At 33.4% G+C, this 25,233-nt stretch carries 28 protein-coding genes and 2 pseudogenes; 17 read left to right on the forward strand and 13 right to left on the reverse strand.

From position 1 onward, the window contains the following. Nucleotides 1-167: pseudogene (locus B4I81_RS10640) on the reverse strand (THUMP domain-containing protein); the annotation flags it as partial. A 110-nt stretch (nt 168-277) separates the two neighbouring features. On the opposite strand from B4I81_RS10640, the gene B4I81_RS10645 reads away from it, so the two are divergent. From B4I81_RS10645 to B4I81_RS10680, 8 genes are all read left to right on the forward strand, one after another. Continuing rightward, nucleotides 278-1,042: an SAM-dependent methyltransferase gene (locus tag B4I81_RS10645; protein WP_291110484.1), complete on the forward strand. Its 765-nt coding sequence runs from the start codon at nt 278-280 to the stop codon at nt 1,040-1,042. Continuing rightward, complete coding sequence (locus B4I81_RS10650) at nt 1,042-1,776, forward strand: ZIP family metal transporter (RefSeq protein WP_291110485.1); 735 nt, start codon at nt 1,042-1,044, stop codon at nt 1,774-1,776. Before B4I81_RS10645 ends, B4I81_RS10650 begins: the two co-directional genes overlap by 1 nt. 65 nt (nt 1,777-1,841) lie before the next feature. Continuing rightward, the gene (locus B4I81_RS10655; protein WP_291110488.1) at nt 1,842-2,222 is read left to right on the forward strand and encodes a PH domain-containing protein; all 381 of its coding nucleotides are present in this window, start codon (nt 1,842-1,844) and stop codon (nt 2,220-2,222) included. Between the two features lie 4 nt (nt 2,223-2,226). Beyond that, nucleotides 2,227-3,045 carry an N-acetylmuramic acid 6-phosphate etherase gene (murQ, locus tag B4I81_RS10660; RefSeq protein ID WP_291110490.1) on the forward strand — a complete coding sequence of 273 codons (819 nt, stop codon included), beginning with the start codon at nt 2,227-2,229 and terminating at the stop codon, nt 3,043-3,045. Between the two features lie 8 nt (nt 3,046-3,053). Then, nucleotides 3,054-3,518: a hypothetical protein gene (locus B4I81_RS10665; protein WP_291110492.1), complete on the forward strand. Its 465-nt coding sequence runs from the start codon at nt 3,054-3,056 to the stop codon at nt 3,516-3,518. Then, a complete protein-coding gene (locus tag B4I81_RS10670) occupies nt 3,518-3,751 on the forward strand; it encodes a DUF6095 family protein (protein WP_291110494.1) in 234 nt (77 codons plus the stop codon). The genes B4I81_RS10665 and B4I81_RS10670 overlap by 1 nt, the downstream gene beginning before the upstream one ends. Before the next feature lie 40 nt (nt 3,752-3,791). Then, the gene (locus B4I81_RS10675) at nt 3,792-4,178 is read left to right on the forward strand and encodes a DNA topoisomerase IV (protein ID WP_291110496.1); all 387 of its coding nucleotides are present in this window, start codon (nt 3,792-3,794) and stop codon (nt 4,176-4,178) included. 35 nt (nt 4,179-4,213) lie between these two features. Continuing rightward, nucleotides 4,214-4,987 carry a TerC family protein gene (locus B4I81_RS10680; protein WP_291110498.1) on the forward strand — a complete coding sequence of 258 codons (774 nt, stop codon included), beginning with the start codon at nt 4,214-4,216 and terminating at the stop codon, nt 4,985-4,987. A gap of 155 nt (nt 4,988-5,142) precedes the next feature. On the opposite strand, the gene B4I81_RS10685 is transcribed toward B4I81_RS10680, so the two are convergent. The 9 genes and pseudogenes from B4I81_RS10685 to B4I81_RS10725 all read right to left on the reverse strand — a co-directional run bounded on the left by B4I81_RS10685 (nt 5,143) and on the right by B4I81_RS10725 (nt 16,696). Next, a complete protein-coding gene (locus tag B4I81_RS10685) occupies nt 5,143-6,816 on the reverse strand; it encodes a formate--tetrahydrofolate ligase (protein WP_291110501.1) in 1,674 nt (557 codons plus the stop codon). 107 nt (nt 6,817-6,923) lie between these two features. Beyond that, nucleotides 6,924-9,632, reverse strand: a complete 2,709-nt coding sequence (locus B4I81_RS10690) for a DNA gyrase/topoisomerase IV subunit A (RefSeq protein WP_291110503.1) — start codon at nt 9,630-9,632, stop codon at nt 6,924-6,926. Between the two features lie 191 nt (nt 9,633-9,823). Continuing rightward, nucleotides 9,824-10,198: pseudogene (locus B4I81_RS10695) on the reverse strand (GxxExxY protein). 108 nt (nt 10,199-10,306) lie between these two features. Further along, nucleotides 10,307-12,160 carry a DNA topoisomerase IV subunit B gene (locus B4I81_RS10700; protein WP_291110505.1) on the reverse strand — a complete coding sequence of 618 codons (1,854 nt, stop codon included), beginning with the start codon at nt 12,158-12,160 and terminating at the stop codon, nt 10,307-10,309. A 205-nt stretch (nt 12,161-12,365) separates the two neighbouring features. After that, nucleotides 12,366-13,031, reverse strand: coding sequence for a hypothetical protein (locus B4I81_RS10705; protein WP_291110507.1), 666 nt, complete (start codon nt 13,029-13,031; stop codon nt 12,366-12,368). Nucleotides 13,032-13,135: 104 nt separating this feature from the next. Further along, nucleotides 13,136-13,786 (reverse strand): porin family protein, encoded by a 651-nt coding sequence (locus B4I81_RS10710; protein ID WP_291110509.1) that lies wholly within the window; start codon nt 13,784-13,786, stop codon nt 13,136-13,138. A gap of 2 nt (nt 13,787-13,788) precedes the next feature. Next, nucleotides 13,789-14,883 (reverse strand): redox-regulated ATPase YchF, encoded by a 1,095-nt coding sequence (gene ychF / locus B4I81_RS10715; protein WP_291110512.1) that lies wholly within the window; start codon nt 14,881-14,883, stop codon nt 13,789-13,791. Nucleotides 14,884-15,003: 120 nt separating this feature from the next. Next, entirely contained in the window at nt 15,004-16,203 is a 1,200-nt protein-coding gene (locus tag B4I81_RS10720; protein WP_291110514.1) for a hypothetical protein, read from the reverse strand. 142 nt (nt 16,204-16,345) lie between these two features. Beyond that, nucleotides 16,346-16,696, reverse strand: coding sequence for a 4Fe-4S dicluster domain-containing protein (locus B4I81_RS10725; RefSeq protein WP_291110515.1), 351 nt, complete (start codon nt 16,694-16,696; stop codon nt 16,346-16,348). Nucleotides 16,697-16,806: 110 nt separating this feature from the next. On the opposite strand from B4I81_RS10725, the gene B4I81_RS10730 reads away from it, so the two are divergent. The 6 genes from B4I81_RS10730 to B4I81_RS10755 all read left to right on the forward strand — a co-directional run bounded on the left by B4I81_RS10730 (nt 16,807) and on the right by B4I81_RS10755 (nt 21,405). Continuing rightward, complete coding sequence (locus B4I81_RS10730; RefSeq protein ID WP_291110517.1) at nt 16,807-17,868, forward strand: acyl-CoA reductase; 1,062 nt, start codon at nt 16,807-16,809, stop codon at nt 17,866-17,868. Further along, nucleotides 17,865-18,347, forward strand: a complete 483-nt coding sequence (locus B4I81_RS10735) for a hypothetical protein (RefSeq protein ID WP_291110519.1) — start codon at nt 17,865-17,867, stop codon at nt 18,345-18,347. The genes B4I81_RS10730 and B4I81_RS10735 overlap by 4 nt, the downstream gene beginning before the upstream one ends. A 134-nt stretch (nt 18,348-18,481) precedes the next feature. Beyond that, on the forward strand, nt 18,482-19,552 hold the full coding sequence (gene serC, locus B4I81_RS10740) for a 3-phosphoserine/phosphohydroxythreonine transaminase (protein ID WP_291110521.1): 1,071 nt from the start codon (nt 18,482-18,484) through the stop codon (nt 19,550-19,552). A 47-nt stretch (nt 19,553-19,599) separates the two neighbouring features. Next, a complete protein-coding gene (locus B4I81_RS10745; protein ID WP_291110522.1) occupies nt 19,600-20,556 on the forward strand; it encodes a D-2-hydroxyacid dehydrogenase in 957 nt (318 codons plus the stop codon). A gap of 81 nt (nt 20,557-20,637) precedes the next feature. Next, nucleotides 20,638-21,069, forward strand: coding sequence for a DUF6146 family protein (locus tag B4I81_RS10750; protein WP_291110524.1), 432 nt, complete (start codon nt 20,638-20,640; stop codon nt 21,067-21,069). A 3-nt stretch (nt 21,070-21,072) separates the two neighbouring features. Continuing rightward, complete coding sequence (locus tag B4I81_RS10755; protein WP_291110526.1) at nt 21,073-21,405, forward strand: DUF6787 family protein; 333 nt, start codon at nt 21,073-21,075, stop codon at nt 21,403-21,405. Nucleotides 21,406-21,416: 11 nt separating this feature from the next. Here B4I81_RS10755 and B4I81_RS10760 read toward each other — a convergent pair whose 3' ends face one another. Genes B4I81_RS10760 through msrA form a run of 3 tightly spaced genes read right to left on the reverse strand, consistent with a single transcriptional unit; the run spans nt 21,417 to nt 23,115 of the window. Beyond that, a complete protein-coding gene (locus B4I81_RS10760; protein ID WP_291110528.1) occupies nt 21,417-21,731 on the reverse strand; it encodes a hypothetical protein in 315 nt (104 codons plus the stop codon). A 46-nt stretch (nt 21,732-21,777) separates the two neighbouring features. After that, nucleotides 21,778-22,446 carry a GTP cyclohydrolase I FolE gene (gene folE, locus B4I81_RS10765; RefSeq protein WP_111565677.1) on the reverse strand — a complete coding sequence of 223 codons (669 nt, stop codon included), beginning with the start codon at nt 22,444-22,446 and terminating at the stop codon, nt 21,778-21,780. Nucleotides 22,447-22,461: 15 nt separating this feature from the next. Then, nucleotides 22,462-23,115 carry a peptide-methionine (S)-S-oxide reductase MsrA gene (gene msrA, locus B4I81_RS10770; RefSeq protein WP_414655102.1) on the reverse strand — a complete coding sequence of 218 codons (654 nt, stop codon included), beginning with the start codon at nt 23,113-23,115 and terminating at the stop codon, nt 22,462-22,464. 152 nt (nt 23,116-23,267) lie between these two features. Here msrA and B4I81_RS10775 point away from each other — a divergent pair, with 152 nt between their 5' ends. From B4I81_RS10775 to B4I81_RS10785, 3 genes are all read left to right on the forward strand, one after another. Next, the gene (locus B4I81_RS10775) at nt 23,268-23,933 is read left to right on the forward strand and encodes an ABC transporter ATP-binding protein (RefSeq protein WP_291110530.1); all 666 of its coding nucleotides are present in this window, start codon (nt 23,268-23,270) and stop codon (nt 23,931-23,933) included. Nucleotide 23,934: 1 nt separating this feature from the next. After that, nucleotides 23,935-24,693 (forward strand): TIGR02757 family protein, encoded by a 759-nt coding sequence (locus B4I81_RS10780; RefSeq protein WP_291110532.1) that lies wholly within the window; start codon nt 23,935-23,937, stop codon nt 24,691-24,693. A gap of 11 nt (nt 24,694-24,704) precedes the next feature. Next, nucleotides 24,705-25,233, forward strand: a 529-nt coding sequence (locus tag B4I81_RS10785) for a pentapeptide repeat-containing protein (RefSeq protein WP_291110534.1), incomplete at its 3' end; no start/stop codon positions are given.

Raw genomic sequence — 25,233 nt, forward strand, 5'->3', positions numbered from 1 at the left:
GCCGTACGAAGCGCCAAATTAGCCTTGTACATAAATCCTTTATCACCTTTAAAACTCACCACACGTGTACCGATTTCCACATGTTGCGCGCCAAGAATTTGCAATTCTTTAGCTAATATTTCTTCAAAACCAAAGAAGGTTTTGGCCGTCATTTTAAAATTTTCCATTCTACAAATTCAAGTTCAATTGCAAAAATCAATTGCAATCGTAATAATTAGGGTATTCTTGTGCAAAAATACATTAAATTTGCTACTTGAATGAAACGAAATCAGAATTAATGTCAGATAACAACAATAAATCACAATCCATAGGAAATCAACCTGCCTCAAACTGGTTTGAATCTTGGTTTGATACTAAATACTATCACATCTTATACAAGGAACGCAATGACGAAGAAGCGCAATTGTTGATGGACAATTTAACGCATTATTTGAATCTTCCCGAAGCGGCTAGAATCTTAGATTTGGCTTGCGGAAAAGGACGTCATGCGATTTATCTGAATTCCTTAGGTTTTGATGTAACCGGAATTGATTTATCAGAAAACAGCATTAAGGAAGCCTCGCAATTTGCCAATGAAAAACTGCATTTCAAAGTGCACGACATGCGCGAAACGTGTAACGAAAAATACGATGCTATTTTCAATTTGTTTACGAGTTTTGGCTATTTTGAAGACGATGCTGATAATTATAAAACCATCAAAGCCATTCACAACAGTTTAACCGAAACCGGTTTTGCGGTTATTGATTTTATGAATGCGGATTTTGTAATTGAAAACTTAGTGGCTGATGAAGTAAAATCGGTTGACGGAATTGATTTTCATATACAACGTTATTATAAAGACGGACATATATTCAAAGAAATTTCGTTTGAAGACGAAGGTCAAAACTATCATTTTACCGAGAGAGTACAAGCCCTTCGCTTAGAAGATTTCGAAAAAATGATGGAGGAAGCCGGTATTTATCTTTTAGATATTTTTGGCGATTATAAATTGCGAAAATTCTATAAAAACCAATCAGAACGTTTAATCATGATTTTCAAATAATGCAATATATTATCACCTTTTCAGCCGTAATTATTGGCTTTTTATTTGCGTTGGTACTAAAACCACAAAAAAAGAAAAACATCAAATTGTTGTTAGCGTTCAGTGGTGCGTTTTTACTTTCGCTAACCGTTTTACACTTACTTCCTGAGTTATTCAGTGAAGGACATAATCATATTCACGAAGGAGAAGAAGTGCATGCCAAGTTACCTGTTGGCGTTTTCATTATGATTGGAATTCTTTTCCAAATCTTACTAGAATTTTTCTCAAAAGGTGCCGAACACGGACACGTTCACGTGCATACCGACGAGCATAATGAATTGCATCAGATACCTTGGTTGTTGTTTATTAGTTTGTGTATTCATGCCTTATTAGAAGGTTTTCCTATCCACAACAATCACAATTTAGCCTATGGAATTGCGGTTCACCACTTACCTATCGCTATCATTTTGACCTTATTTTTTGTAAATGCCAAAATGAACAAAATGATGATTTTTGCTTTCATGTTTACTTTTGCTTTAATGACTCCGATAGGAACATTTTTAGCGGAACAAATGCATTTTGCTCAACATTACTCAAAAGAAATTTCGGCAGTTGTAGTGGGAATTTTGTTCCATATTTCATCAACAATTATTTTTGAAAGTAATGAAGGACACAAATTCAATTTGGCTAAAATCACCATGATTGTATTTGGTTTTGTTTTGGCTTATATAATTGAAATGGGACATTCGCATTAATCGTAAATCAACATAAAACATAAGTACTTTTTACTTAAATTTGAAGAACATTTAAAACAATTGATATGGGGATTTTTTCTGCCTTACTTGGAAATGCAGGTGCTGTAAATCAAGAAACTTTAGTAAAAGATTACGGTAAATTATTAATTACAGGTGAAGAAATTGAATTGGGTTTCAAATTGATTCGCGATACTTTTATTTTTACCAACAAACGATTAATTCTAATTGAAAAACAAGGTATTACCGGTAGCAAAATTGAATATAAATCCATTACTTACAAAAGCATTTCACGTTTCAGCGTTGAAACTGCGGGTACATTTGACTTAGAAGCCGAATTGAAAATTTGGGTTTCAAGTGAAGTACATCCAAGTGTGGTGAAGCAATTTAATAAATCTGTCAATGTGTATGATGTTCAGAATGTTTTGGCACATCACGTTTTAAAATAATAGTATGAATTTTACCAAGACTACTGAACAAGCTTCCAAATACGAACATTTAGAAAAAATGTCGGTTACTGATTTGTTGACCAACATCAACAATGAAGACAAAACCGTTCCGTTAGCCGTTGAAAAAGCGTTACCACAAATTGAAAAACTAGTGACAGAAATTGTTTCGAAAATGAAACAAGGCGGTCGTTTGTTTTACATCGGTGCAGGAACTTCGGGCCGTTTAGGAATTGTAGATGCTTCGGAATGTCCGCCTACTTTTGGGGTTCCGTTTGATTTGGTAATTGGAATTATTGCAGGTGGCGATACGGCGATTAGAAAAGCAGTAGAATTTGCCGAAGACGACCGAGCACAAGCGTGGAACGACTTACAACAATGGAAAATCAATGAAAACGATGTTGTAGTTGGAATTGCCGCTTCGGGAACTACGCCTTATGTGATTGGTGGTTTAGAAATGTGCAATCAAAATAACATCAGCACCGGAAGTATCAGTTGCAATGCGGAAAGTCCGTTATCGAAAACCGCTAAATTTCCTATTGATGTGGTAGTTGGACCAGAATTTGTAACCGGAAGTTCTCGCATGAAAGCTGGAACCGCTCAGAAATTGGTTTTAAACATGATTTCGACAGCCACTATGATTCAATTGGGAAAAGTAAAGGGAAACAAAATGGTGGATATGCAATTGAGCAACACCAAATTAATTGACAGAGGAACTCGAATGATTATGGACGAAATTCCTGTAAGTTATGAAGAAGCCAATCAATTGTTAAACACCCATGGAAGTGTTAGAAATGCGGTAGATTTTTACAATAACAACAAATAAAATATACCATGAAACCATTCTTTTTACTATTAGCATTCGTAAGTTTTTCATTCTCATTTGCACAAAAATTAGAATATAACGGAGGTAAAATTTTTCAAGATGGAGTACAATTATCTTCGTTTGAAACTAAAAAAACAATGGAAACCGATTTAAAAGCGTTGCATTTATTCAAAAAAGCAAAAACTAAGGAATCTCTTGGTGGATTTTTATTAGGATTGGGAATTGGGGGAACTGCTGCTGATTTAGTAATGGGATTAACTTCAGATGTGAAATATCCAACAGTAATTACGTATGCTGGTGTGGGTTTAATGGCTGTTTCTATTCCTATTTTATCTGGAAGAAAGAAATTAGTACAAGAAAGTGTTGACCTGTATAATTCTGGTATTCAAGATCAAAAGAAAACCTTAGGCGACAATTTTGAATTACATATTGTTACTAATTCCAATGGTATTGGACTTCAAATTAATTTCTAATGGCAACAGATAAAAACATATTAGCAAAAGGAGTAAAATATTTGGCAGGTGCTTTGCCTTTGTTATTTCTTGGACCTGTGATTATCAACAGTGCGTTCAAAAATGAAAAACATCCTTTATATCCCTACATATTAGCATTAGGAATTATTATTGCTTTAACCGCAATGTTTTTGATTTATAAAGGAATTATGACTTTAGTTAAAAGCTTATTTGATAGTGATAAAAACAATTAATAACAATATTAATCCTGAAGTGTCGGGACAAAAATCAATTATGAAATCCAAAATACAATATTCGATTTACAGTTTACTTTTGCTAACAATACTAACTTCTTGTTACAATCAAGAACGCAATTGTAAAGATTTTAAAACCGGAAAATTTACTTCTGAAACCGAAATCGAAGGCAAAAAATATACGAGTACTTTTGAACGTAATGATTCCATTCAAATAGAAACCTATGAAGGAAAAATCGATACGTTTAAAGTAAGATGGACGAATGATTGCGAATACATTATGCAAAATACTCATCCGAAAAATAGAGAAGAGAAAAAAGCAGTTCAAATGAAAATTTTGACTACGAATGCTAACTCTTATACATTTGAATATTCTTTTGTAGGAGATTCAAAAAAGCAACGCGGGACTGTAACAAAACTAAACTAGCCAACGTATAACAAGTTTTAAACTAAAACACAAAAATGGAAGTATTTTTAAATCCCGATGCTTGGATAGCACTTTTAACCTTAACATTTTTAGAAATTATTCTAGGTATCGATAACATTATTTTTATTTCGATTGTTACTGGAAAATTACCACAAGAAAAACGTAAAAAAGCTACTAGAATAGGATTATTCTTAGCTATGTTTATGCGTATTGCATTGCTATTCGGAATTACCTTATTAATTGCCATGAAAGCGCCATGGTTCAGCTTTGACTTTGGTTGGTTCTCAGCCGACATTACAGGTCAAGCTTTAATTTTATTATTAGGAGGCTTGTTCTTAATTTATAAAAGTACCAAAGAAATTCACGAAAAAGTAGACCACAAAGGTGAAGAAGAGAAAGAACTTAAAACTTCTGCAGCTAAATCATTTGCAAGTGTGATTGGTCAAATTCTACTTATCGATTTAATTTTCTCAGTAGACAGTATCTTAACAGCTGTTGGTATGACAAACGGTATCGAAGGTGCCTTAGTAATTATGATTACTGCTGTTGTAATTTCTGTAGGAATCATGATGTTATTTGCAGTTCCAGTTGGAAATTTCGTAAATGCAAACCCATCGATCCAAATTTTAGGTCTAGCTTTCTTAATTCTAATCGGATTTATGTTAATTACTGAAAGTATGCATTTATCGAATGCGCAATTAGCAGGGCAACATGTGGGAGCAGTTCCTAAAGGTTATCTGTATTTTGCAATTGCTTTTTCATTAGGAGTGGAATTTTTAAATATGAAAATGCGTAAAAAAGCACATTAAGATTAGGAACGAATGGTTCGGGACATACCGGCGGTCCATTTTCCTGCTATACATTACAATAAAAAATGGTCACTTCGAGAACCTCAGTGACCATTTTTTATTTTCATTCCTATCAGGGTTAGATGGGAATCGTATTATTTACTTGTGCCAAAATACTAAGACAATCCCGTAATTCTTCCTTCGTTGTCAATATCAATTCGTTCCGCATTTGGAACTGCTGGCAAGCCTGGCATTCGCATTACTTCACCTAAAAGCGGCACAATAAAGCCTGCCCCACTGGCGATTTCAAACTCACGAACCGTAATATCAAAATTTGTTGGGCGACCAATTAATTTCTCATTATCAGAAAAACTTGCTGGTGTTTTCGCCATACAAATAGAAAAATGACCAAATCCTAAATCACTAATCATTTTTAACTGCGATTTCGATTTTGGAGAAAACTCTACTGAATTCGCACCATAAATATTTTTAGCAACTACATTAATTTTATGCTCAATACTATCCGAAGGTTGGTACAACGGTTTATAATTCGCAGTTCCTTTTTCGATTTCTTCCACTACTTTTTGCGCTACTTCAGCTGAACCTTTTCCGCCTTGAGCAAAAGCGGTACTTACAATTGCAGTTACACCTTTAGTCGCACATAATTCTTTCAATTTATCATATTCCGCTTGCGTATCATCTGGGAAAGCATTGATACAAACCACAGGATTCAATCCAAATTGTTGCATGTTTTCAATGTGTTTTTCCAAATTGCAGAACCCTTTTTCAATAGCTGCTACATTTTCCGTTTTAAAATCTTCTGCAACTAATCCGGCATGATGTTTAATCGCTCTAATTGTAGCCACTAAAACAACAGCATCGGGTTTCAAACCACTTTGTTCGCATTTGATATGCAAGAATTTTTCCGCACCTAAATCGGCACCAAAACCGGCTTCTGTTACTACGTAATCGCCTAATGATAATCCCATTTTTGTAGCAATAGCTGTATTAGTTCCTTGTGCAATACTAGCAAATGGTCCGCCATGTAAAATCGCTGGATTTCCGTCTATGGTTTGCACTAAGTTAGGTTTAATTGCATCTTTCAATAACGTTGCCATGGCTCCTACTACATTCAAATCGCGAGCGAAAATAGCTTTTCCATCTAACGTTTTTCCAACAAATATATTTCCTAATCGGAATTTCAAATCTTCTAAATCTTTTGCCAAACATAAAATCGCCATCACTTCTGAAGCGGGTGTAATATTGAAACCATCTTCTCGCATAGTTCCATTAGCTTTCGCTCCTACTCCAATAATAATCTGACGTAAAGAACGGTCGTTCATGTCCATTACACGTTTCCATGCAATTGATTTTGGATCCAGATTTAAAGAATATTTCGTGTTTTGCAGATTGTTATCAATCACCGCTGAAAGCAAGTTATTTGCCTTTTCAATTGCCGAAAAATCACCTGTAAAATGCAAATTGATATCCTCCATTGGTAACACTTGTACATAACCACCACCAGCAGCGCCACCTTTTAACCCAAAAACAGGTCCAAGCGAAGGTTCACGTAAAACCGCAATCGCTTTTTTACCGATGTAATTCAAACCATCCGTTAAACCGATAGACATCGTAGTTTTCCCCTCACCATATTTCGTTGGCGACATGGCAGAAACTAAAATCAGTTTTCCTTTTGGGTTTTCTTGTTGTAAGTGTAAAGGTAATTTGGCTTTGTACTTGCCATAAAATTCTAAATCGTCTTCTGATATGTTGATTTTTTTGGCAATATCTTTAATGTGAGACATTGTTGCGTTTTGTGCAATTTCAATGTCTGATGGAAATGTTGACATGTTGTTGTGTTTTAATTTAGGACGAAATTAAGTGTTTTATTTGGAGTGAAAAATGATAAAAGTCAATAAAAAAACCTGCAAAGTAAAAAACCTTGCAGGTCAGAATTTTATTCTAAAGATAACGTAATTTGTCCGTCGTCGTCTAATTCTATATTGAAATCTTGAATGTCGTTTCCTTCTTCTGAAGCTTCGTTTGTTGGAATTTCTGGCTCCTCTAATACTTCTTCATAAGGCAACGGATCTAATAGGTTAATCTGTTTGATTTTATCCGTAGTTAACTGGTTTCCTAATGCTTTGATTCCTTTTACTGCTATGAATTGTTCTAAATCCACTACTTGGTTTTCTTTTTGAACACCTTTTACTTTGGCATAAATTACCTCAGCAACCGGACGCCAATCAGTAGAAACGATTTCTAACTGTGATTTTTCGTGCTCAGTGATGAAAATTTCTTCTTTATTTTCGTTTTCAACTAAGAAACGTTTTACGAAATATCTGTCTTTTTCTCCACAATAATAAATACACGAAATCGGTTTGTTTGGATTCCATTTTTCTAACACAATCATGTCTTCTTCAAAATGCGTTGAAAGTTCTGGAATTATTGTTTTCAGTTTCCCTGATTGGTTGACAATTAACAAGCGGTCGTTTGGTTTAAATTCGCCTAACAATTCACCTCTTCCATCGACATTTAAACGTTGCACGGTATCATCAAACCAAACTTTTCTCGGACGTAAAGTCGAAATTCCTTTCTCTTTTAGTTCGATTTTTTTGATTGGATATTTGGTAACCGTATTTCCACGAGACGCTCTTCCTTTAATAGCAATATCGGAAAAATCGACATCCCATTTCAGTTTTTTCACACTTCCCACTTGGCGTAATAAAATCGTAACCACTTCTGCTTCTCCATTTGGATTCGCTGAGAAATACGACACCATTGAACCAGGTTTTTCTTGCGTCAAATCATAGAATTTATCACGAGTAACTCCAGAAACATTGAATCGCTTGATAAACGTAGAACCGTTTTTACCATCACGATACATCATGTTGTAAATGGTACGTTTGTCGTTTTTATCGAATACGGCAACATGAATAATATCTTTACCAATGAACTTTTTGTCATCAATTTTGGTTACCATCATTTTTCCATCGCGAAGGAAAACGATAATGTCATCTATATCGGAACATTCACCCACGTATTCGTCTTTTTTCAAGCCCATTCCTACGAAACCTTCTTCTCTATTCACATAGAATTTTTGGTTACGCAATACTACTTTTGTAGCTTGAATGTTATCGAAATTACGTAATTCGGTTAAGCGTTCTCTTCCTTTTCCGTATTTGTCTTTTAAGGTGGTGAAATAATCTACCGCATAATCAATCAAATGATCTAAATGGTATTTCACTTGCTCGATTTCGGCTTCCAATTTCGCAATCGCATCGTCAGCTTTATCCGAGTCAAATCGTGTAATACGAATCATTGGAATTTGCGTCAATCTTTGTAAATCTTCGTCTTCAATTTCTCGAATTAAAATGGTTTTGAAAGGCTCAAATCGATCGTACATGTATTTGTAAAGCGACTCTCTATCCGAATACAATTTGAAGTCAATATACATTTCTTCACGGATGAAAATCTTCTCTAAATTTGCGAAATGCCACTTCGCTTCGAGTTCGTCTAATTGAATTTCTAACTCTCGTTTTAAAATATTCAACGTACGATTGGTAGAAATCTTCAAAATATCAGAAACGCCAATAAACAAAGGCTTATTACAATTTTCAATCACGCAACCTAATGGCGCGATAGACAATTCGCAATCGGTGAACGCGTACAACGCATCAATCATTTTGTCTGGCGAAGTTCCGGGTTGTAAATGAATTACGATTTCAACCTCAGCCGCCGTATTATCTTCAATTTTCTTGATTTTGATTTTCCCTTTTTCATTGGCTTTCAAGATGCTATCAATCAATTTGGTAGTATCGGTTGAAAATGGAATTTGGGTAATCACTAACGTATTTTTATCTAAAGGTGCGATTCTAGCTCTCACACGAACACGAGAACCTCGCATTCCATCATTATAGTTGGAAACATCAGCAATTCCGGCTGTTGGGAAATCTGGAAATAAAGTAAATGGTTTTCCTTTTAAAATTTTAATCGACGCATCAATTAATTCATTGAAATTGTGCGGTAAAATCTTCGTAGACAAACCTACTGCAATCCCTTCTCCACCTTGCGCTAACAACAATGGAAATTTTACAGGCAAATGAATCGGTTCGTTTTTACGACCATCATAGCTTAATTGCCATTGGGTAACTTTTGGAGAAAACAACACATCGTGACCAAATTTTGAAATTCGAGCTTCGATGTAACGAGGGGCTGCGGCTCCGTCACCGGTTAAAATATTTCCCCAGTTCCCTTGGCAGTCAATCAACAAATCTTTTTGCCCGATGTTCACCATAGCGTCACCAATACTCGCATCTCCGTGTGGATGATACTGCATGGTGTGCCCAATGATATTCGCCACTTTGTTGTAACGACCGTCATCCAACTCTTTCATGGAGTGCATGATACGACGTTGTACGGGTTTGAAACCGTCTTCTATCGCAGGAACGGCACGCTCTAAAATTACATAGGAAGCGTAATCCAAGAACCAATCCTTGTACATTCCTGTAACTTTGGTAATGGTATCCTCTGGATTTTCGTTGTTTTCGTAAAAATGATGTCCCGTTGACACATGAATATCCTCAAAACCTTCCTCTTTTTGGGGCTGGTCTTGGTTCTCTAAATTGTCGTCTTCTGGGATGATGTTATCTTCTTCGTCTTTCATGTTTTTGTAGCACTATGTTTCTCAAAGTTTTACACTAAGTTTCACAATGTTTATATTTCTACTTTATCTTTTTATGTATTTGTAGCACTATGTTTCTCAAAGTTTTTCACGAAGTAACTCAATGTTTTAAAATTAATTTGTGTGACTTTTTGCTTTACATTGTGATACTTTGTGTACCAATAAAATCAATGTTATAATATTAATCTTTTTATACCGTCTTTTAATGATTTCTTATAAAAATTTAAAAGTAATCCTAATCTGCATTCCGATAGTTTCATGTAAGTTAGACATTGAGCTGTATGTTCAATAGTAAAATCTTCAACTACTTTCAATTCCACTATAACTTTATTATTTACTAGAATATCTACTCGGTAACCACAATCCATTTTTATATCTTCATAAATAACTAGAAATGGACATTCTTGTTTAACTTCTAATCCGCATTTAGTCAATTCATAAGCCAAACATTCTTAGTAAACTTTTTCCAACAATCCTGGACCTAACTTTGTATGAACTTTGTAGGCGCAATCTAAAATTATTCGGCTTATTTCGTTTTCATCAGTCATATTTTTTTTTGTTACACTATGTTACTCAAAGTTTTCACTAAGTTTCGCAATGTTAAAAAATATCTTTGTGTGACTTTGTGCATTACATTGTGAAACTTTGTGCTACCATTACTTCTCTACCACATCCAATTCTACTTTCAAATTATTGATGATAAACCCTTGTCGGTCTGGGGTGTTTTTACCCATGTAGAATTCTAACAAGGTTTCAATCGTTGTGGCTTTATCTAACATGACTGGATCTAAACGAATGTCTTGCCCTATGAAGTGCTTAAACTCATCTGGCGAAATTTCTCCTAATCCTTTGAATCGGGTGATTTCTGGTTTTGGTTTTAGTTTTTCGATGGCGTTAACTCGTTCTTCTTCGCTGTAACAATATATCGTTTCTTTTTTGTTTCGTACACGGAATAATGGCGTTTGTAGAATATACAAATGTCCGTCTTTGATTAACTCTGGGAAAAACTGCAAGAAAAACGTAATCAACAACAAGCGAATGTGCATACCATCCACATCGGCATCGGTGGCGATTACGATGTTATTGTAACGCAAATCTTCCATCGATTCTTCAATGTCTAATGCGGCTTGCAATAAGTTAAATTCTTCGTTTTCGTATACGATTTTTTTCGTCATTCCGTATGAATTCAAAGGCTTTCCACGTAAACTGAAAACCGCTTGTGTATTTACATCGCGACTCTTGGTAATCGAACCTGAAGCCGAATCTCCCTCTGTAATAAAAAGCGTACTTTCTAAACTTCTTGGATTTTTAGCATCGGTTAAATGAACACGGCAATCGCGTAATTTTTTATTGTGTAAACTAGCTTTTTTAGCACGTTCTTTGGCTAATTTTCGAATACCAGAAAGTTCTTTACGTTCGCGCTCGGCTTGTAAAATCTTGCGCAATAACGCATCGGCAACTTCTGGATTTTTATGTAAGAAGTTATCTAAATTCGTTTTGATGAAATCATTTACGAACGTACGAACTGTTGGACCATTCGGACCGATATCTGTCGAACCTAATTTGGTTTTGGTTTGCGATTCGAATACGGGTTCTTCTACTTTAACCGAAACAGCAGAAACAATCGATTTGCGAATATCTGAAGCTTCGAAAGGTTTGTTATAAAACTCTTTGATGGTTTTTACAATCGCCTCACGGAAAGCCCCTAAATGCGTTCCACCTTGCGTAGTATTTTGTCCGTTTACAAACGAATGGTATTCTTCTGAATATTGGGATTTACTGTGTGTAATGGCAACTTCGATATCGTCTCCTTCCAAATGAATGATTGGATATACCATATCTTCAGCTGAAATATTTTCTTCCAATAAATCTTTCAATCCGTAATCCGAAACGTATTTTTCACCATTGTAATAAATCGTTAAACCGCGATTTAAATAACAATAGTTTTTGAGCATTTTAATGATATACTCGTTTCGGTATTTGTAATTTTTGAAAATCGTATCATCGGCCACGAAAGAAACTTTGGTTCCTTTTCGCTTAGTAGTTTCTTGAATATCTTCCTCTAGCGTCAAATTTCCAGCTGAGAATTCTGCTGCTTTTTGTTGGTTATCACGAACCGATTCCACTCGGAAATAATTCGAAAGGGCATTTACGGCTTTTGTTCCGACACCATTTAAACCTACAGACTTTTTGAAGGCTTTTGAATCGTATTTTCCTCCTGTGTTCATTTTGGAAACTACATCAACGACTTTTCCTAACGGAATGCCACGACCATAATCGCGAACGGTTACCAATTTATCTTTGATAGTAACTTCAATGGTTTTTCCGGCACCCATAACGAATTCATCGATACAGTTGTCCATAACTTCCTTTAACAGAATGTAAATACCATCATCAGGCGATGAACCGTCACCTAATTTTCCGATATACATACCCGGACGCATTCGAATGTGCTCTTTCCAATCGAGCGAACGTATGTTGTCTTCGGTATATTGATTTTGCTCTAACATAGACAGATTTTGGATTTTGTGCAATATAGCATTTATCTCCAAAATTGAGAAAGGAAAAACCGATAAGTTATTGACAAAATGCGGTTGACAAGAGCAAGTTCAAGGGCAGGTTCAAGGGCAGGTTCAAAGTCAAGTTCAATAATAAAAAGAAGAAAGAGAAAAGCTTTCAATTACTCATAATATCTAAAATTTCTACTATCTGAAATTACTTCATCAAATAAAAAGTAGCATATTCAAATCCATCTAAACGAAGTAATTTTCTAAAATCGGCACGTGATGGTGTTAAAAGAACGTGAAGTGTATCATTTTCCTTCATTTCGACAGCAAATGGAATTTTAAGTTCGGAATTTAATTTGGTAAAATCTTTTTTGGTTCCAAGTTGAATGTGTTTTGCTCCAATAGTGGACAATTTCAAAATACTGGTTTGGTACTTTCCATCAACTTCTTTATTTAAAACCAATGAGGATTTATACTGTTTAGCGATTTCGTTTTCGGAAAAAGAAAAAATAGTATCCAAACGTTCGATTTCAAACGCAATTGTATCGCCTTTTATAAAGGTTTTATATGGTTTATTTTCGAATTTATCAAAAACTTGGTTATTGCGTAATTCAAATTCAGGAATAGAGTCCAATTCAGACTTTAAAGCCGTAATGGTTTCAATTTCTTTTACATAAGCGCATTTTGGTTGGATTACCAAACGATGTGAATAATCCAAGGTATACGTTCGAACAAACTTCTTCGGGAATACTTTTATCTCATCCACATTTGTGGGTTGGGCTTCAGAAAAATAAATAAAACTGTTGTGTAATCCCGAATCTTTACAGGAAATCGTAGCCAAAGCAAATGCGGCTAGAATAAGATATTTTTTCATGATAGTTTGTTTTGTTTTGCAAACACAAATCTTATGCCACAAAAAAACCGCTGAATGGCTTCAACGGTTTTGCTTGTTTTCTTATGCTCGGTTCTAAATATTATCTATAAATTGAAATTCCAATTTAAAATTAAATTAAGTGAATTTGTTTTAATTGTTCCATCGTTATATACATCAAAATCACTTGTATTTAACATCCCCAAATTTTCTCTAATCTCTAATTTTAAATTATTTTTATCATTTAGCTGAAATACCTTTCCAAATCCAAAAACCAAACCTGCATCTATTTTCTTATTCATATCTGTTGTATCAGTGTCATTGTCAGAATTTTTTGAGCTAAATTTAGAATTTAATAGATAACCTAAGAATAAACCTCCATTAACATAGAAATCATCTTTTTTGCCAAAATAATAATTTACATAAACGGGCAATACTAAATAGTTGTATATAGATTTAGAATCACTTTTAATCATTGTAGGAAATCCATATTCATCAATTAAATAAACATTACCATTATCTTTTGCTGTTTTATTTTCATAGTTTAAATTAGCTGAAATTGACAAGTTTTCTTTTAAGAAAAATTCAGCCGAAACTCCCACTAAATAAGAAATACCTGGGGCTAAATCTTCAGCTAAATCATTTCCTCTAAGACTAGCATAATTTAACCCACCATTTACTCCAAATTTAATTTTATCTTGAGCTACCAATATTAGTGGAAAGCAAATAAAAATAATTACAAAAAATAATTTCTTCATATTTATACATTAAATCTAAAATGCATTACATCACCATCTTTAACAATATATTCTTTTCCTTCTACTCTTAATTTTCCAGCTTCTTTTACTTTTGCTTCTGAACCGTAGTTAGAAAAATCTTCGAATGCAATAACTTCTGCACGGATAAATCCTTTTTCGAAATCAGTATGAATTACTCCAGCTGCTTTTGGTGCTGTATCTCCGATGTTGATTGTCCAAGCACGAACTTCTTTAACACCAGCCGTGAAATAGGTTTGTAATTTCAATAATTTGTAAGCGGCACGAATTAACACTGCCGAACCTGGCTCAGATAATCCCATGTCTTGTAAAAACATTTGACGCTCCTCATAGCTTTCTAATTCGGTAATATCTGCTTCTGCTCCTACTGAAAGTACAATCACCTCAGCATTTTCATCTTTAACTAATTCACGAACTTGATCTACATATTTGTTTCCGTTTACTGCCGAAGCTTCGTCAACATTACAAACGTATAAAACCGGCTTTGTTGTGATTAATTGAAAACTTTCTAACATTTCTTCCTCATCTTGATTTTGAGGAACTACAGTACGAGCTGATTTTCCTGCTAATAAAGTTTCGCGAATTCTATCTAATAAAGCTTTTTCAACTTGTGCTTCTTTGTTTCCTGTTTTGGCAGCACGATTGGTTTTTTCCAAACGTTTTTCTACCGTTTCTAAATCTTTTAATTGCAATTCGATATCGATGGTTTCTTTATCGCGAATTGGATTTACATTTCCATCCACATGCACAATATTATCGTTATCAAAACAACGTAAAACGTGAATAATTGCGTTACATTCTCTGATGTTTCCTAAGAATTGATTGCCTAAACCTTCTCCTTTACTTGCTCCTTTTACTAAACCTGCAATATCAACGATATCAACCGTTGCCATTTGAACGCGTTCTGGTTTGACCAATTCCTCTAAACGAGCAATACGCGGATCTGGAACGTTTACTACTCCAATATTAGGTTCTATAGTACAAAACGGAAAGTTAGCACTTTGCGCTTTTGCATTTGATAAACAATTAAATAAAGTTGATTTTCCAACATTTGGTAATCCTACAATTCCTGCTTTCATAAGCCCCTAAATCCCCAAAGGGGACTTTAAATTACTAGTTAATATTATTTTAAAAGTGCGCAAATATACTTTAATCCTGATTAGTATCAAAGTATTAAATAAAAGGAGTTGATGAAGTAGTTATTCGATGGTGTTTTCTTCTTCAGTATGAATTTCTTCAGTTCCTTTTCCAAGACGTTCAATAATTGCTTTTTCTTCTGTAGTACTTATAAAACCTGATTCAACATCCCAATAATTTGTAAAAAAAGAGGTTTGTTTATTAATTAATGATTTACCTTTAAAAATATTTTTATCTCCGTACTCGAAAGTTTTTTTATTGAAATCGGTTACTACCATATGATTTTTCACTTCAATTCGTCTGGATTTCTTTTTATAATATTTCTCAAAACCAATTACTTCTTTTGAATTAGCTAAATAGTAATAATTCCCTTCATGTCGGAATGTATTTTTAAATTCTAATTTATAGACTTTTCTACTGGCAAACATGCTCTCCTTATAAGCCAAAAGTCGGTCTGGAGTTACATAAGAACTAACTTCTATTATCAACTTTTTGTTGCTATCATAAACTACCGTAAAATCAGATAAAATTCCTTTGGATTCGGGTAAAGGAACAATTTTAATTACCAAATAATCCTCGTTAGATGGATAGGTTTTTACCGAAAAATCATAAGTTTTCTTTGCTTTGGAATCCAATACTTCGTCTAAATATTTGAATTGGTAATAATTTTCGATGATATTATTCAAATCATAACCTAATATATTGGTATCGATATCGCCATCTAAAACACCAACAGCGCGATTTTGTTCTACTAAAATATCGGTTTTTATATTCTTTTCATTTCCTAAAATTTGAAAATTAATCAAACCGTCATTAAAAAAAACAATCTCATTATCACGTTTGTAAAATTCGTGCAAATAGACTTTCAAACTTATAGGAATGGTGATTTTATCTTTAGAATTTTCTATAATCCGTTTTAAAATTTCCTGAGGATGATCTTTGGTGATGATGTATTCTTCCAATTCCTGTGTAATGGGTTCTAAGTAAACTACATTTTCCTTTTTGTCTAGGGTTGCAAATTTTATAATTGTTTTTTTATAAAAAGAATGAACAAGTTCAAAATCAGACGATCGGGTCAAGTTAATGATTGCTTTTCCTTCTTTATTAGTCAAAAAACCTTGTCGAGTTCTTAAAGCTGTAATCGTAACTTCATCAATAGGTAAGTCCGTATCAAAATCTTTCACAATTAATGTAAAATCGAGATTTTGTGATACAACACAAGTAGTAAAAAGACACAATAAAAAAGTAAGTTTTTTTATCATAAATTTACGATTAACAATCAAATGTAATCAAAATAAAATAAAACAACTCATTAATAAAGAAGTTTTTAGCTCAATAAAAAACAAAAAGAGAACTTTCTATTTAAAAATTCTCTTTAACATACTGTTGAAATTTTTAAAAATTTTATTCGTTATGCAAAAACGATTGTCTGTTTAACAAAGTTTCTTCGCTTTCCACATGATTATCATCTGGTATACAACAATCTACCGGACAAACGGCTGCGCATTGAGGTTCTTCATGAAAACCTTTACACTCCGTACATTTTCCGGGTACAATGTAATAAATATCATCTGAAATTGGGGTTTGAGCAGCATCTGAATCTACTTCAGTTCCATCAGGTAAAATAACTTTACCACTTAATTTTGTACCATCTTTCCATCTCCAATCATCAGCACCTTCGTAAATTGCTGTATTTGGACATTCTGGCTCGCAAGCCCCACAGTTGATACATTCGTCTGTTATTATAATTGCCATGATTCTTTTAGTATTAAGAAATTAGAATTCAGAAAAACGTGATATTCTAATATTATGATTAATTTTGCGCTACAAAAATACAATGTAAACCAAACATAAACAAGTTACAAATGTTACAAAGTGAAATAAAATCGAGTTTTGTTGAATTAGGGAATTTTGTACGTCAATTTTCTGAAGAGGGAAACGTTAAATCGGCTTCGGTTTTACATAACGATTTGTTCTTTGATGACTTTGCAAACTTGATTGAACTTTCACAATCGCACAACGGTTGGTTTACACCGGAACAAGTTTTACATAGCATTCAATCTTGGGCAAAAGCCTTAACAGAAGACAATCTAAATCAGTGGATTTCCAACTATGATTTTTCAAAAATTGAACCAAAAAAAGTAGGATTAATTTTAGCAGGAAATATTCCGTTAGTGGGTTTTCATGATTTTCTTTCGGTATTGATTTCGGGTCATGATGTATTGGTTAAAACCTCATCTAACGACCAACATTTATTAAAATTTTTAGCGAAATATTTGATTACTATTGAGCCAAAACTTAACTCAAAAATAACGTTTGTGGAAGGCAAATTAGAAGGTTTTGATGCCGTAATTGCCACAGGAAGCAATAATACGGCTCGCTATTTTGAATATTATTTCAAAGACAAGCCAAGTATCATTCGTAAAAACAGAAATTCGGTTGCCGTTTTAGACGGAACTGAAACTTTTGAAGATCTATTGGGTTTAGGAGAAGATATTTTTAGATATTTTGGTTTGGGATGTCGTAATGTTTCTAAACTTTTTGTTCCAAAAGGATATACTTTTGAAGCCTTCTTTAAAGCGATATACGAATATCGTGATGTGATTCACTACGAAAAGTATGCGAATAATTACGATTACAACAAAGCGGTTTTCTTAATGAGTAATTTCCAAATTCTTGACAATGAATTCATGACTATAAAAGAAGATTCAAGTTACTTATCTCCTATTTCATCGGTATTTTATGAATTCTATGAGAATTTAGAAAATGTTAAGTCTCGTCTACAAAATGACGCAGACCAAATTCAGTGTATTGTATCTAAAGATTTGATTCCTAATTCAGTAGCTTTTGGTCAAACCCAACAACCAAAACTTTGGGATTATGCTGATAATGTAGATACTTTGGCATTTTTAAATAGCTTGAAATGAAATTTGTTGTAAAAACAGCATCTAGATCAATTGAAAATTTTTGGTTTATTGTGTTCTTTATACTTTACGGGATTTCTGTATTCACATTAAATAATTTTATAAAACTAGATAAGCTTGGATTATTCGTCTTTTTTGTTTTATTCCTTATCCTATTTCTGCCACTATTTTACTATTTAAATAAAAGAACGGGCGAAGGTATTATGGAATGGACGCTATCTGAAAGCGGTTTAAACATGAAATGGATTAAAACCGACTTTATAACTGATAATGAAGCAATAAACTTAGATTGGAAAGAAATAGATCGTATACAATCAACCGATATAACGAGTATTGGATATGGAGGTGAACTTGGTGAAAATTTAATTATAACTACAATTTCAGGTAAAAAAATTCAAATTAGACATTTAGTAAAAACGAAAGATGATTTTTTTGCTTTCAAAAACAATCTTTACTTATTTAATAAAAAAAAGGACAAATAATTATTAATTTATAATTTTTACAAAAGAATTTTAACTAAATCGTTTTTGTTAATAACATCTCATAATTATTGTAGCATTTAAGTCATTTTTTTATTTAAGAATTCCGAAATTTGACCTTTAAATAAATAACTACAATGAAAAAACACAACTACAGTGCAGGTCCATGTATACTTCCTCAAGAAGTATTTGAAAAATCGGCACAAGCTATTTTAGATTTCAACAACTCCGGATTATCTATTTTAGAAATTTCACACCGTAGTAAAGATTTCGTAGCTGTAATGGACGAAGCTAGAGCCTTAGTTTTAGAACTTTTAAACTTAGAAGGAAAAGGGTACGAAGTATTATTTTTAGGTGGTGGAGCAAGCATGCAATTTTTAATGGTACCCTACAATTTAATGAAAGTTGATGGAAAAGCAGCTTATTTAGACACAGGAACTTGGGCAAGCGGCGCTATCAAAGAAGCAAAACTTTTTGGAGAAACGGTTGTAGTAGCCTCAACAAAATCAGAAAATTACAATCACATTCCAAAAGATTATAGCGTTCCTGCTGATGCAAATTATTTTCACTGCACAAGTAACAATACCATTTTTGGAACCCAAATGAAATCATTTCCAGAAGTGAATGTTCCTTTAGTATGTGACATGAGTTCGGATATTTTTTCACGTGTATTAGATTTTTCAAAATTTGATTTAATCTATGCGGGAGCTCAAAAAAATATGGGACCAGCTGGAGCAACATTAGTAGTGGTAAAAACTGAAATCTTAGGAAAAACAGGAAGAATGATTCCTAGTATGTTAGATTACCAACAACATGTTTCTAAAGAAAGTATGTACAATACACCACCAGTATTTCCAGTATACGCATCACTTTTAACCTTACAATGGTTGAAAAAATTAGGTGGAATAGCAGCTATTGAAAAAATCAATGAAGCTAAAGCAAATCTACTTTACAACGAAATCGACCGCAATCCATTATTCAAAGGAACTGCCGCTAAAGAAGACAGAAGTAATATGAATGTTACGTTCTTATTAAATGATGAAGCACATCAAGAAAAATTTGACAGCATGTGGAAAGCAGCTGGAATTTCTGGTTTAGCTGGACATCGTTCGGTTGGTGGATATAGAGCTTCGATGTATAATGCTTTACCTATTGAAAGCGTTCAGATTTTGGTTGATGTAATGAAAGAATTAGAAAATAAAATTTAATAATTAGTGACTAGTAAATAGTAACTAGCATAAAAAATAAAAATAAAATGAAAGTTTTAGCAAATGACGGAATTTCAAAAAGCGGAATTAAAGCTTTAGAAAAAGGAGGGGTTGAAGTAATTACAACCAAAGTAGCACAAGAGCAAGTGGCTAACTTTATCAATACACACGATGTTAAAGTCTTATTAGTTCGTAGTGCTACAAAAGTCAGAAAAGATATTATTGATGCTTGTCCAGGATTAAAAATCATTGGTCGTGGTGGTGTTGGAATGGACAATATTGATGTGGCTTATGCTCGTGAAAAAGGATTACACGTAATCAATACACCTGCTTCGTCATCTGAAAGTGTGGCGGAATTGGTTTTTGCTCATTTATTCACTGGAGTAAGATTCTTACACGATGCGAATAGAAACATGCCATTAGAAGGTGATACTAATTTCGACGGATTGAAAAAAGCCTATGCAAACGGAATTGAACTAAGAGGAAAAACCATTGGAATTATTGGATTTGGACGTATTGGTCAAGCAGTTGCAAAAATGGCTTTGGGTTTAGGCATGAAAGTAATTGCTGCTGATAAATATGTAAATGAAGCGGTAATTCGTGTGGATTTCTATAACGGACAATTCATCAATGTGGAGATTGTTACAGAATCTCTTGAAGATGTAATCAAACATTCTGATTTTATTACGTTACACGTTCCAGCGCAAGAGGGTTATGTAATTGACAAAGAAGAATTTCAATTAATGAAAGACAATGTAGGAATCGTAAATTGTGCTCGTGGTGGCGTAATCAATGAAGTTGCTTTAATTGAAGCTTTAGATGAAGGAAAAGTATTATTTGCTGGTTTAGATGTTTTTGAAAACGAACCTAACCCAGAAATTCAAATTCTTATGCATTCTAAAATCTCCTTGACCCCTCATATTGGTGCAGCAACTATGGAAGCACAAGATAGAATTGGAACTGAATTAGCTGAACAAATTATTAGCTTATTAAAGAATAATTAAAGTTATATATTTTTCTAATGTTAAAAGCATCGATTAAATCGGTGCTTTTTTTTATCTTTATACTCTCAAATTCATAAGTAAATGAAACAATTTCTAATACTATTAATCACTTCATCAATGCTTTTATTAGCCTGTAAAACTTCTCAGGAAAATAAAACATTTGATAAGATCCAAAAAATAGAAAACGATACCATTAGAATTGCAAATGATAAAATTGAATACGAAGTCATAATAATTGACCCTGGATTTAGTTCTTGGTTTAATGGTCATGCTAAACCAAAAAATTATTATTCACAAAATTATCTGGAATCACACAATAGAATTTGGGTTTCTGAATGGAATAGACGAGCAATGCTACCGCTACAATATAACCCTAATCTATATGAAATGACTATAGATTATCAAACTAATATTGATTATGGATATGATGTTAATTATATGTTATATTACTACTTAGTCTATTTTCAAATTACAAATAAACAACAGCTAGGAGGTTATACTCCCCGAATTTAATTTATGAAAAAACTCAAAGAGCGTTGGAATGTTACTTCCAATTGGCAATTAACACTAATCTTTATTGTATTTGCAATAACAGGCTCAACAGCAGCTTATCTTTCAAAACCATTAACAGACTTTCTTAGTATTACTAAAGATAATCTATCTCTTTGGATTTATTGGCCCATCAGGTTAATAATTATATTTCCAGCTTATCAAGTATTACTTGTTTTAATTGGCGCTTTATTTGGACAGTTTAATTTCTTTTGGGAGTTTGAAAAGAAGATGCTTGATAAAATGAAATTAGGTTTTATAGGAGAATATATAGATTCTAAACTAAAAAAGGAGCAATAAAGCTCCTTTTTTTATTCCTGTCCTGTTCCGCCTTTGATGACGTAAGTGTAAAACCAAGTTATAGTAAATGTTGGTACAAAATCTATAAATGGAACCAATTCTTCAATAAAGCCAAAAAAACCAGCTAATTTCCCAATTGTTCCTCTATACATTGTCATTAATAATATCCCTGATATGGGTGCCCAAACTAAATCGGTCACTTCTGCAAAAATAGGAAGCACATAAGACAACATTCCAATTCCGTCAAACAATAAACTCAAAATTAATTTCGAGGTTTTATCACTCTTTACGGGTTGAATTGAATTATTAATTGTTTTTTCTATCATTTTTATTTTGTAAATTCCATTATGAATGTACAAAATAGATGCCAAATTATTCTTTGTGAATCATTTTATAGAAATCGTCGCGGAATTCTTTTTGATTGAAAACACCACCATATTGTAAAGTTGAAGTATAACTGCTTTCATCTTTAATACCTCGACTTGATACACACAAATGCGTTGCTTCCATCACCACAATAACGTTATCTGTTTCTAAAACTGATTTCAATTCGTTGAAAATTTGCATAATCATTCGTTCTTGTACTTGTGGACGTTTTGCGTAATAATCTACGATACGATTCAATTTTGACAAACCAATAACTTTTCCAGAAGAGACGTAACCAATATGCGCTTTTCCAACAATCGGCAAAAAGTGGTGTTCGCAAGTAGAATTGAAGCTAATATTGGCCTCAACCAACATTTTATCATACTGATACGAATTATCAAAAACCGAAATCTTTGGCTTGTTCGCTGGATTCAATCCCGAAAAAATTTCTTGCACAAACATTTTTGCCACACGATGCGGTGTTCCTTGCAAACTATCATCGGTTAAATCTAAACCTAATTCTTTCATGATGATTTCAAAATGGTGTTCAATAACTTCCATCTTTTCCGCATCTGATTTATAAAAAGCATCTGGTCGTAACGGGGTTTCAACCGATGTCATTTGGTGATTATCACCGATAATGTCGAATATTTCTTTTTCAATAGTAGTGTTCATAGCAATTTTTCCCTTCTATTTTAATTTCGATTTATAATATTTACGCAATTTTTCTAATTTCGGTGCAATGACCATTTGGCAATAGCCTTGACTTGAATTTTGATTGTAATAATTTTGATGATAATCTTCAGCAGGATAAAAAATAGTAGCCGATGATACTTTTGTCACAATCTTTTTATCGTACAACTTTTCTTTTTCTAATAATTGAATGTAGTTTTCCGCTTTTGTTTTTTGAGCTTCTGAATGATAGAAAATGGCACTTCTGTATTGTGTTCCCACATCAGCTCCTTGACGATTTAATGTTGTTGGATCATGCGTTCCAAAGAAAACTTCCAACAAATCTTCATACGCAACTTCATTTGGATTAAAAGTGATTTGAATGGCTTCAGCATGACCCGTTTCACCTGTACAAATTTCTTTATATGTTGGATTAATCGTTTTTCCTCCAATATATCCCGAAACTACTTTTTCAACCCCTTTTATTTCTAAGAAAACTGCTTCGGTACACCAAAAACAGCCTCCAGCAAATGTTGCAACTTCCATACCTTCTTTCACTTTTACTTTAATCGGTTCTTTAAATTCCTCTTTTACTACTGGTTTTTCTTTAGCTGTACACGAACTAAAAACAAAACTCAAAACCAATGATACCGCTTTAATTGCATTTCTCATAAATGTATCGGTTATTTTGTTTAACAAATTTACTAAAAAATTAAACACAAAATCTAATTTAACTAAACTTTATTATTTGAAATACGCGAATAGATGTACAATAGTTTTTTTATTAGCCAAAAATCTTTGTTTCTTTGTAGAAATGTTTGGTTATGATTACAGCTAAAAATCTACATAAATATTACGATTCGCTTCATGTTTTAAAAGGAGTGGATTTGCACATAAAAAAAGGAGAAATCGTTTCTATTGTTGGTGCTTCAGGCGCTGGAAAAACGACTTTACTTCAAATTTTAGGTACTTTAGATTTACCTGCAAAACAAAACAATACGATTTTAGAAATAAATGGAGCATCTGTTTTGAATTTAAAAGACAAAGAACTTTCTAAATTCCGTAACCAACATTTGGGATTCATTTTTCAATTTCACCAATTATTACCGGAATTCACAGCTTTAGAAAATGTTTGTATTCCAGGATTTATAGCCAATCGTGATAAAAAAGAAGTAGAAACCGAAGCAAAAAAGCTACTTTCCTATTTAGGGTTAGCCGAAAGAACACATCACAAACCCAGCGAACTTTCAGGTGGTGAACAACAACGTGTTGCAGTTGCGAGAGCTTTAATCAACAAACCAGCCGTTATTTTTGCCGATGAACCATCTGGAAATTTAGATACGCATACGGCCGAAAACTTACACGAATTGTTCTTCAAACTTCGTGATGAATTCGGACAAACCTTCGTAATTGTTACACATAACGAAGAATTAGCCAATATGGCAGATAGAAAATTAACGATGGTAGATGGGAATATTGTAAGTTCTTAAGATGACACAATCCGAGTTAAAAGAATTTCTTGATGAAAAAGTTGAGTTGTACAACAATCCCAATTTCATTGAAAGCGACCCGATTCAAATTCCACATTTGTATTCTTTGAAAGAAGATATTGAAATTGCTGGATTTTTAGCCGCCACTATTGCTTGGGGAAATCGGAAAATGATTATCAACAATGCTAAGAAGATGATGGACTTGATGGGAAATTCACCTTATGATTTTGTCATGAATTATTCGGAATCGCAATTAGAATCATTAGAAAATTTCGTGCATCGTACTTTTAACGGAAAGGATTTTGTCGGATTTATAAAAGGATTAAAACACATTTATCAAAATCATAACGGATTAGAAGCGGTTTTCTCGAAACAAAATCCAACGATGCAACATACGATTTCGGAATTTAAGCAATTGTTTTTTGAAATTCCGCATTTGTCCAGAACTGAAAAACACATTTCAGATCCTTTAAGTGGTTCGGCTGCAAAGAGAATCAACATGTATTTGCGATGGATGGTTCGAAAAGATAACAAAGGTGTCGATTTAGGCATTTGGAACAGCATCTCTCCTGCTCTATTATCTTGCCCGTTGGATGTCCATTCGGGAAATGTGGCTCGGAAATTGGAACTGCTAACACGAAAACAAAACGATGCTAAAGCCTTAGCTGAATTAGACGATAACTTAAGAAAACTAGACCCGAATGATCCTGTAAAATACGATTTTGCTTTATTTGGATTAGGCGTTTTTGAAGGGTTTTAAAAAATATAATTATGCACGCAGATTACATTATTGACCAAAATTTTTCAGATATCACCTTTTCAGAAAATGATATCAAATATAAAGAGTACGAAAATTGCACATTTACAAATTGCGATTTTACTTCGTGCTTCTTTGTTGCCGTAACTTTTATCGATTGTAATTTCTTCGATTGCAATTTTAAAGGAACTAAAATCAATCATGTTTCGTTGCGCGATGTTTGGTTTACCAAATGTGATTTTACTTCGGTGAATTTTGCGATGACGGACCAAATTTTATATGAATTTCACTTCAAAGACAGTTTGCTTGATTACGCGCAATTCTACAGTTTGAAATTAAAGAAAATGCAATTCATCAATTGTAGCATGATTGCCGTTGATTTTATGGAAAGTGATTTATCAGAAGCAATGTTCGACAACTGCAATTTACGTCACGCTGTTTTCATTGGAACAACTGCCAACAAAACCGATTTTTCAACCAGTTATGATTTCATTATCGATCCTGAGAAAAACAAACTAAAACGAGCCGTTTTCTCAACTGAAA

It is taken from the genome of Flavobacterium sp. UBA6195, from assembly GCF_002422095.1.
Classification (GTDB): domain Bacteria; phylum Bacteroidota; class Bacteroidia; order Flavobacteriales; family Flavobacteriaceae; genus Flavobacterium.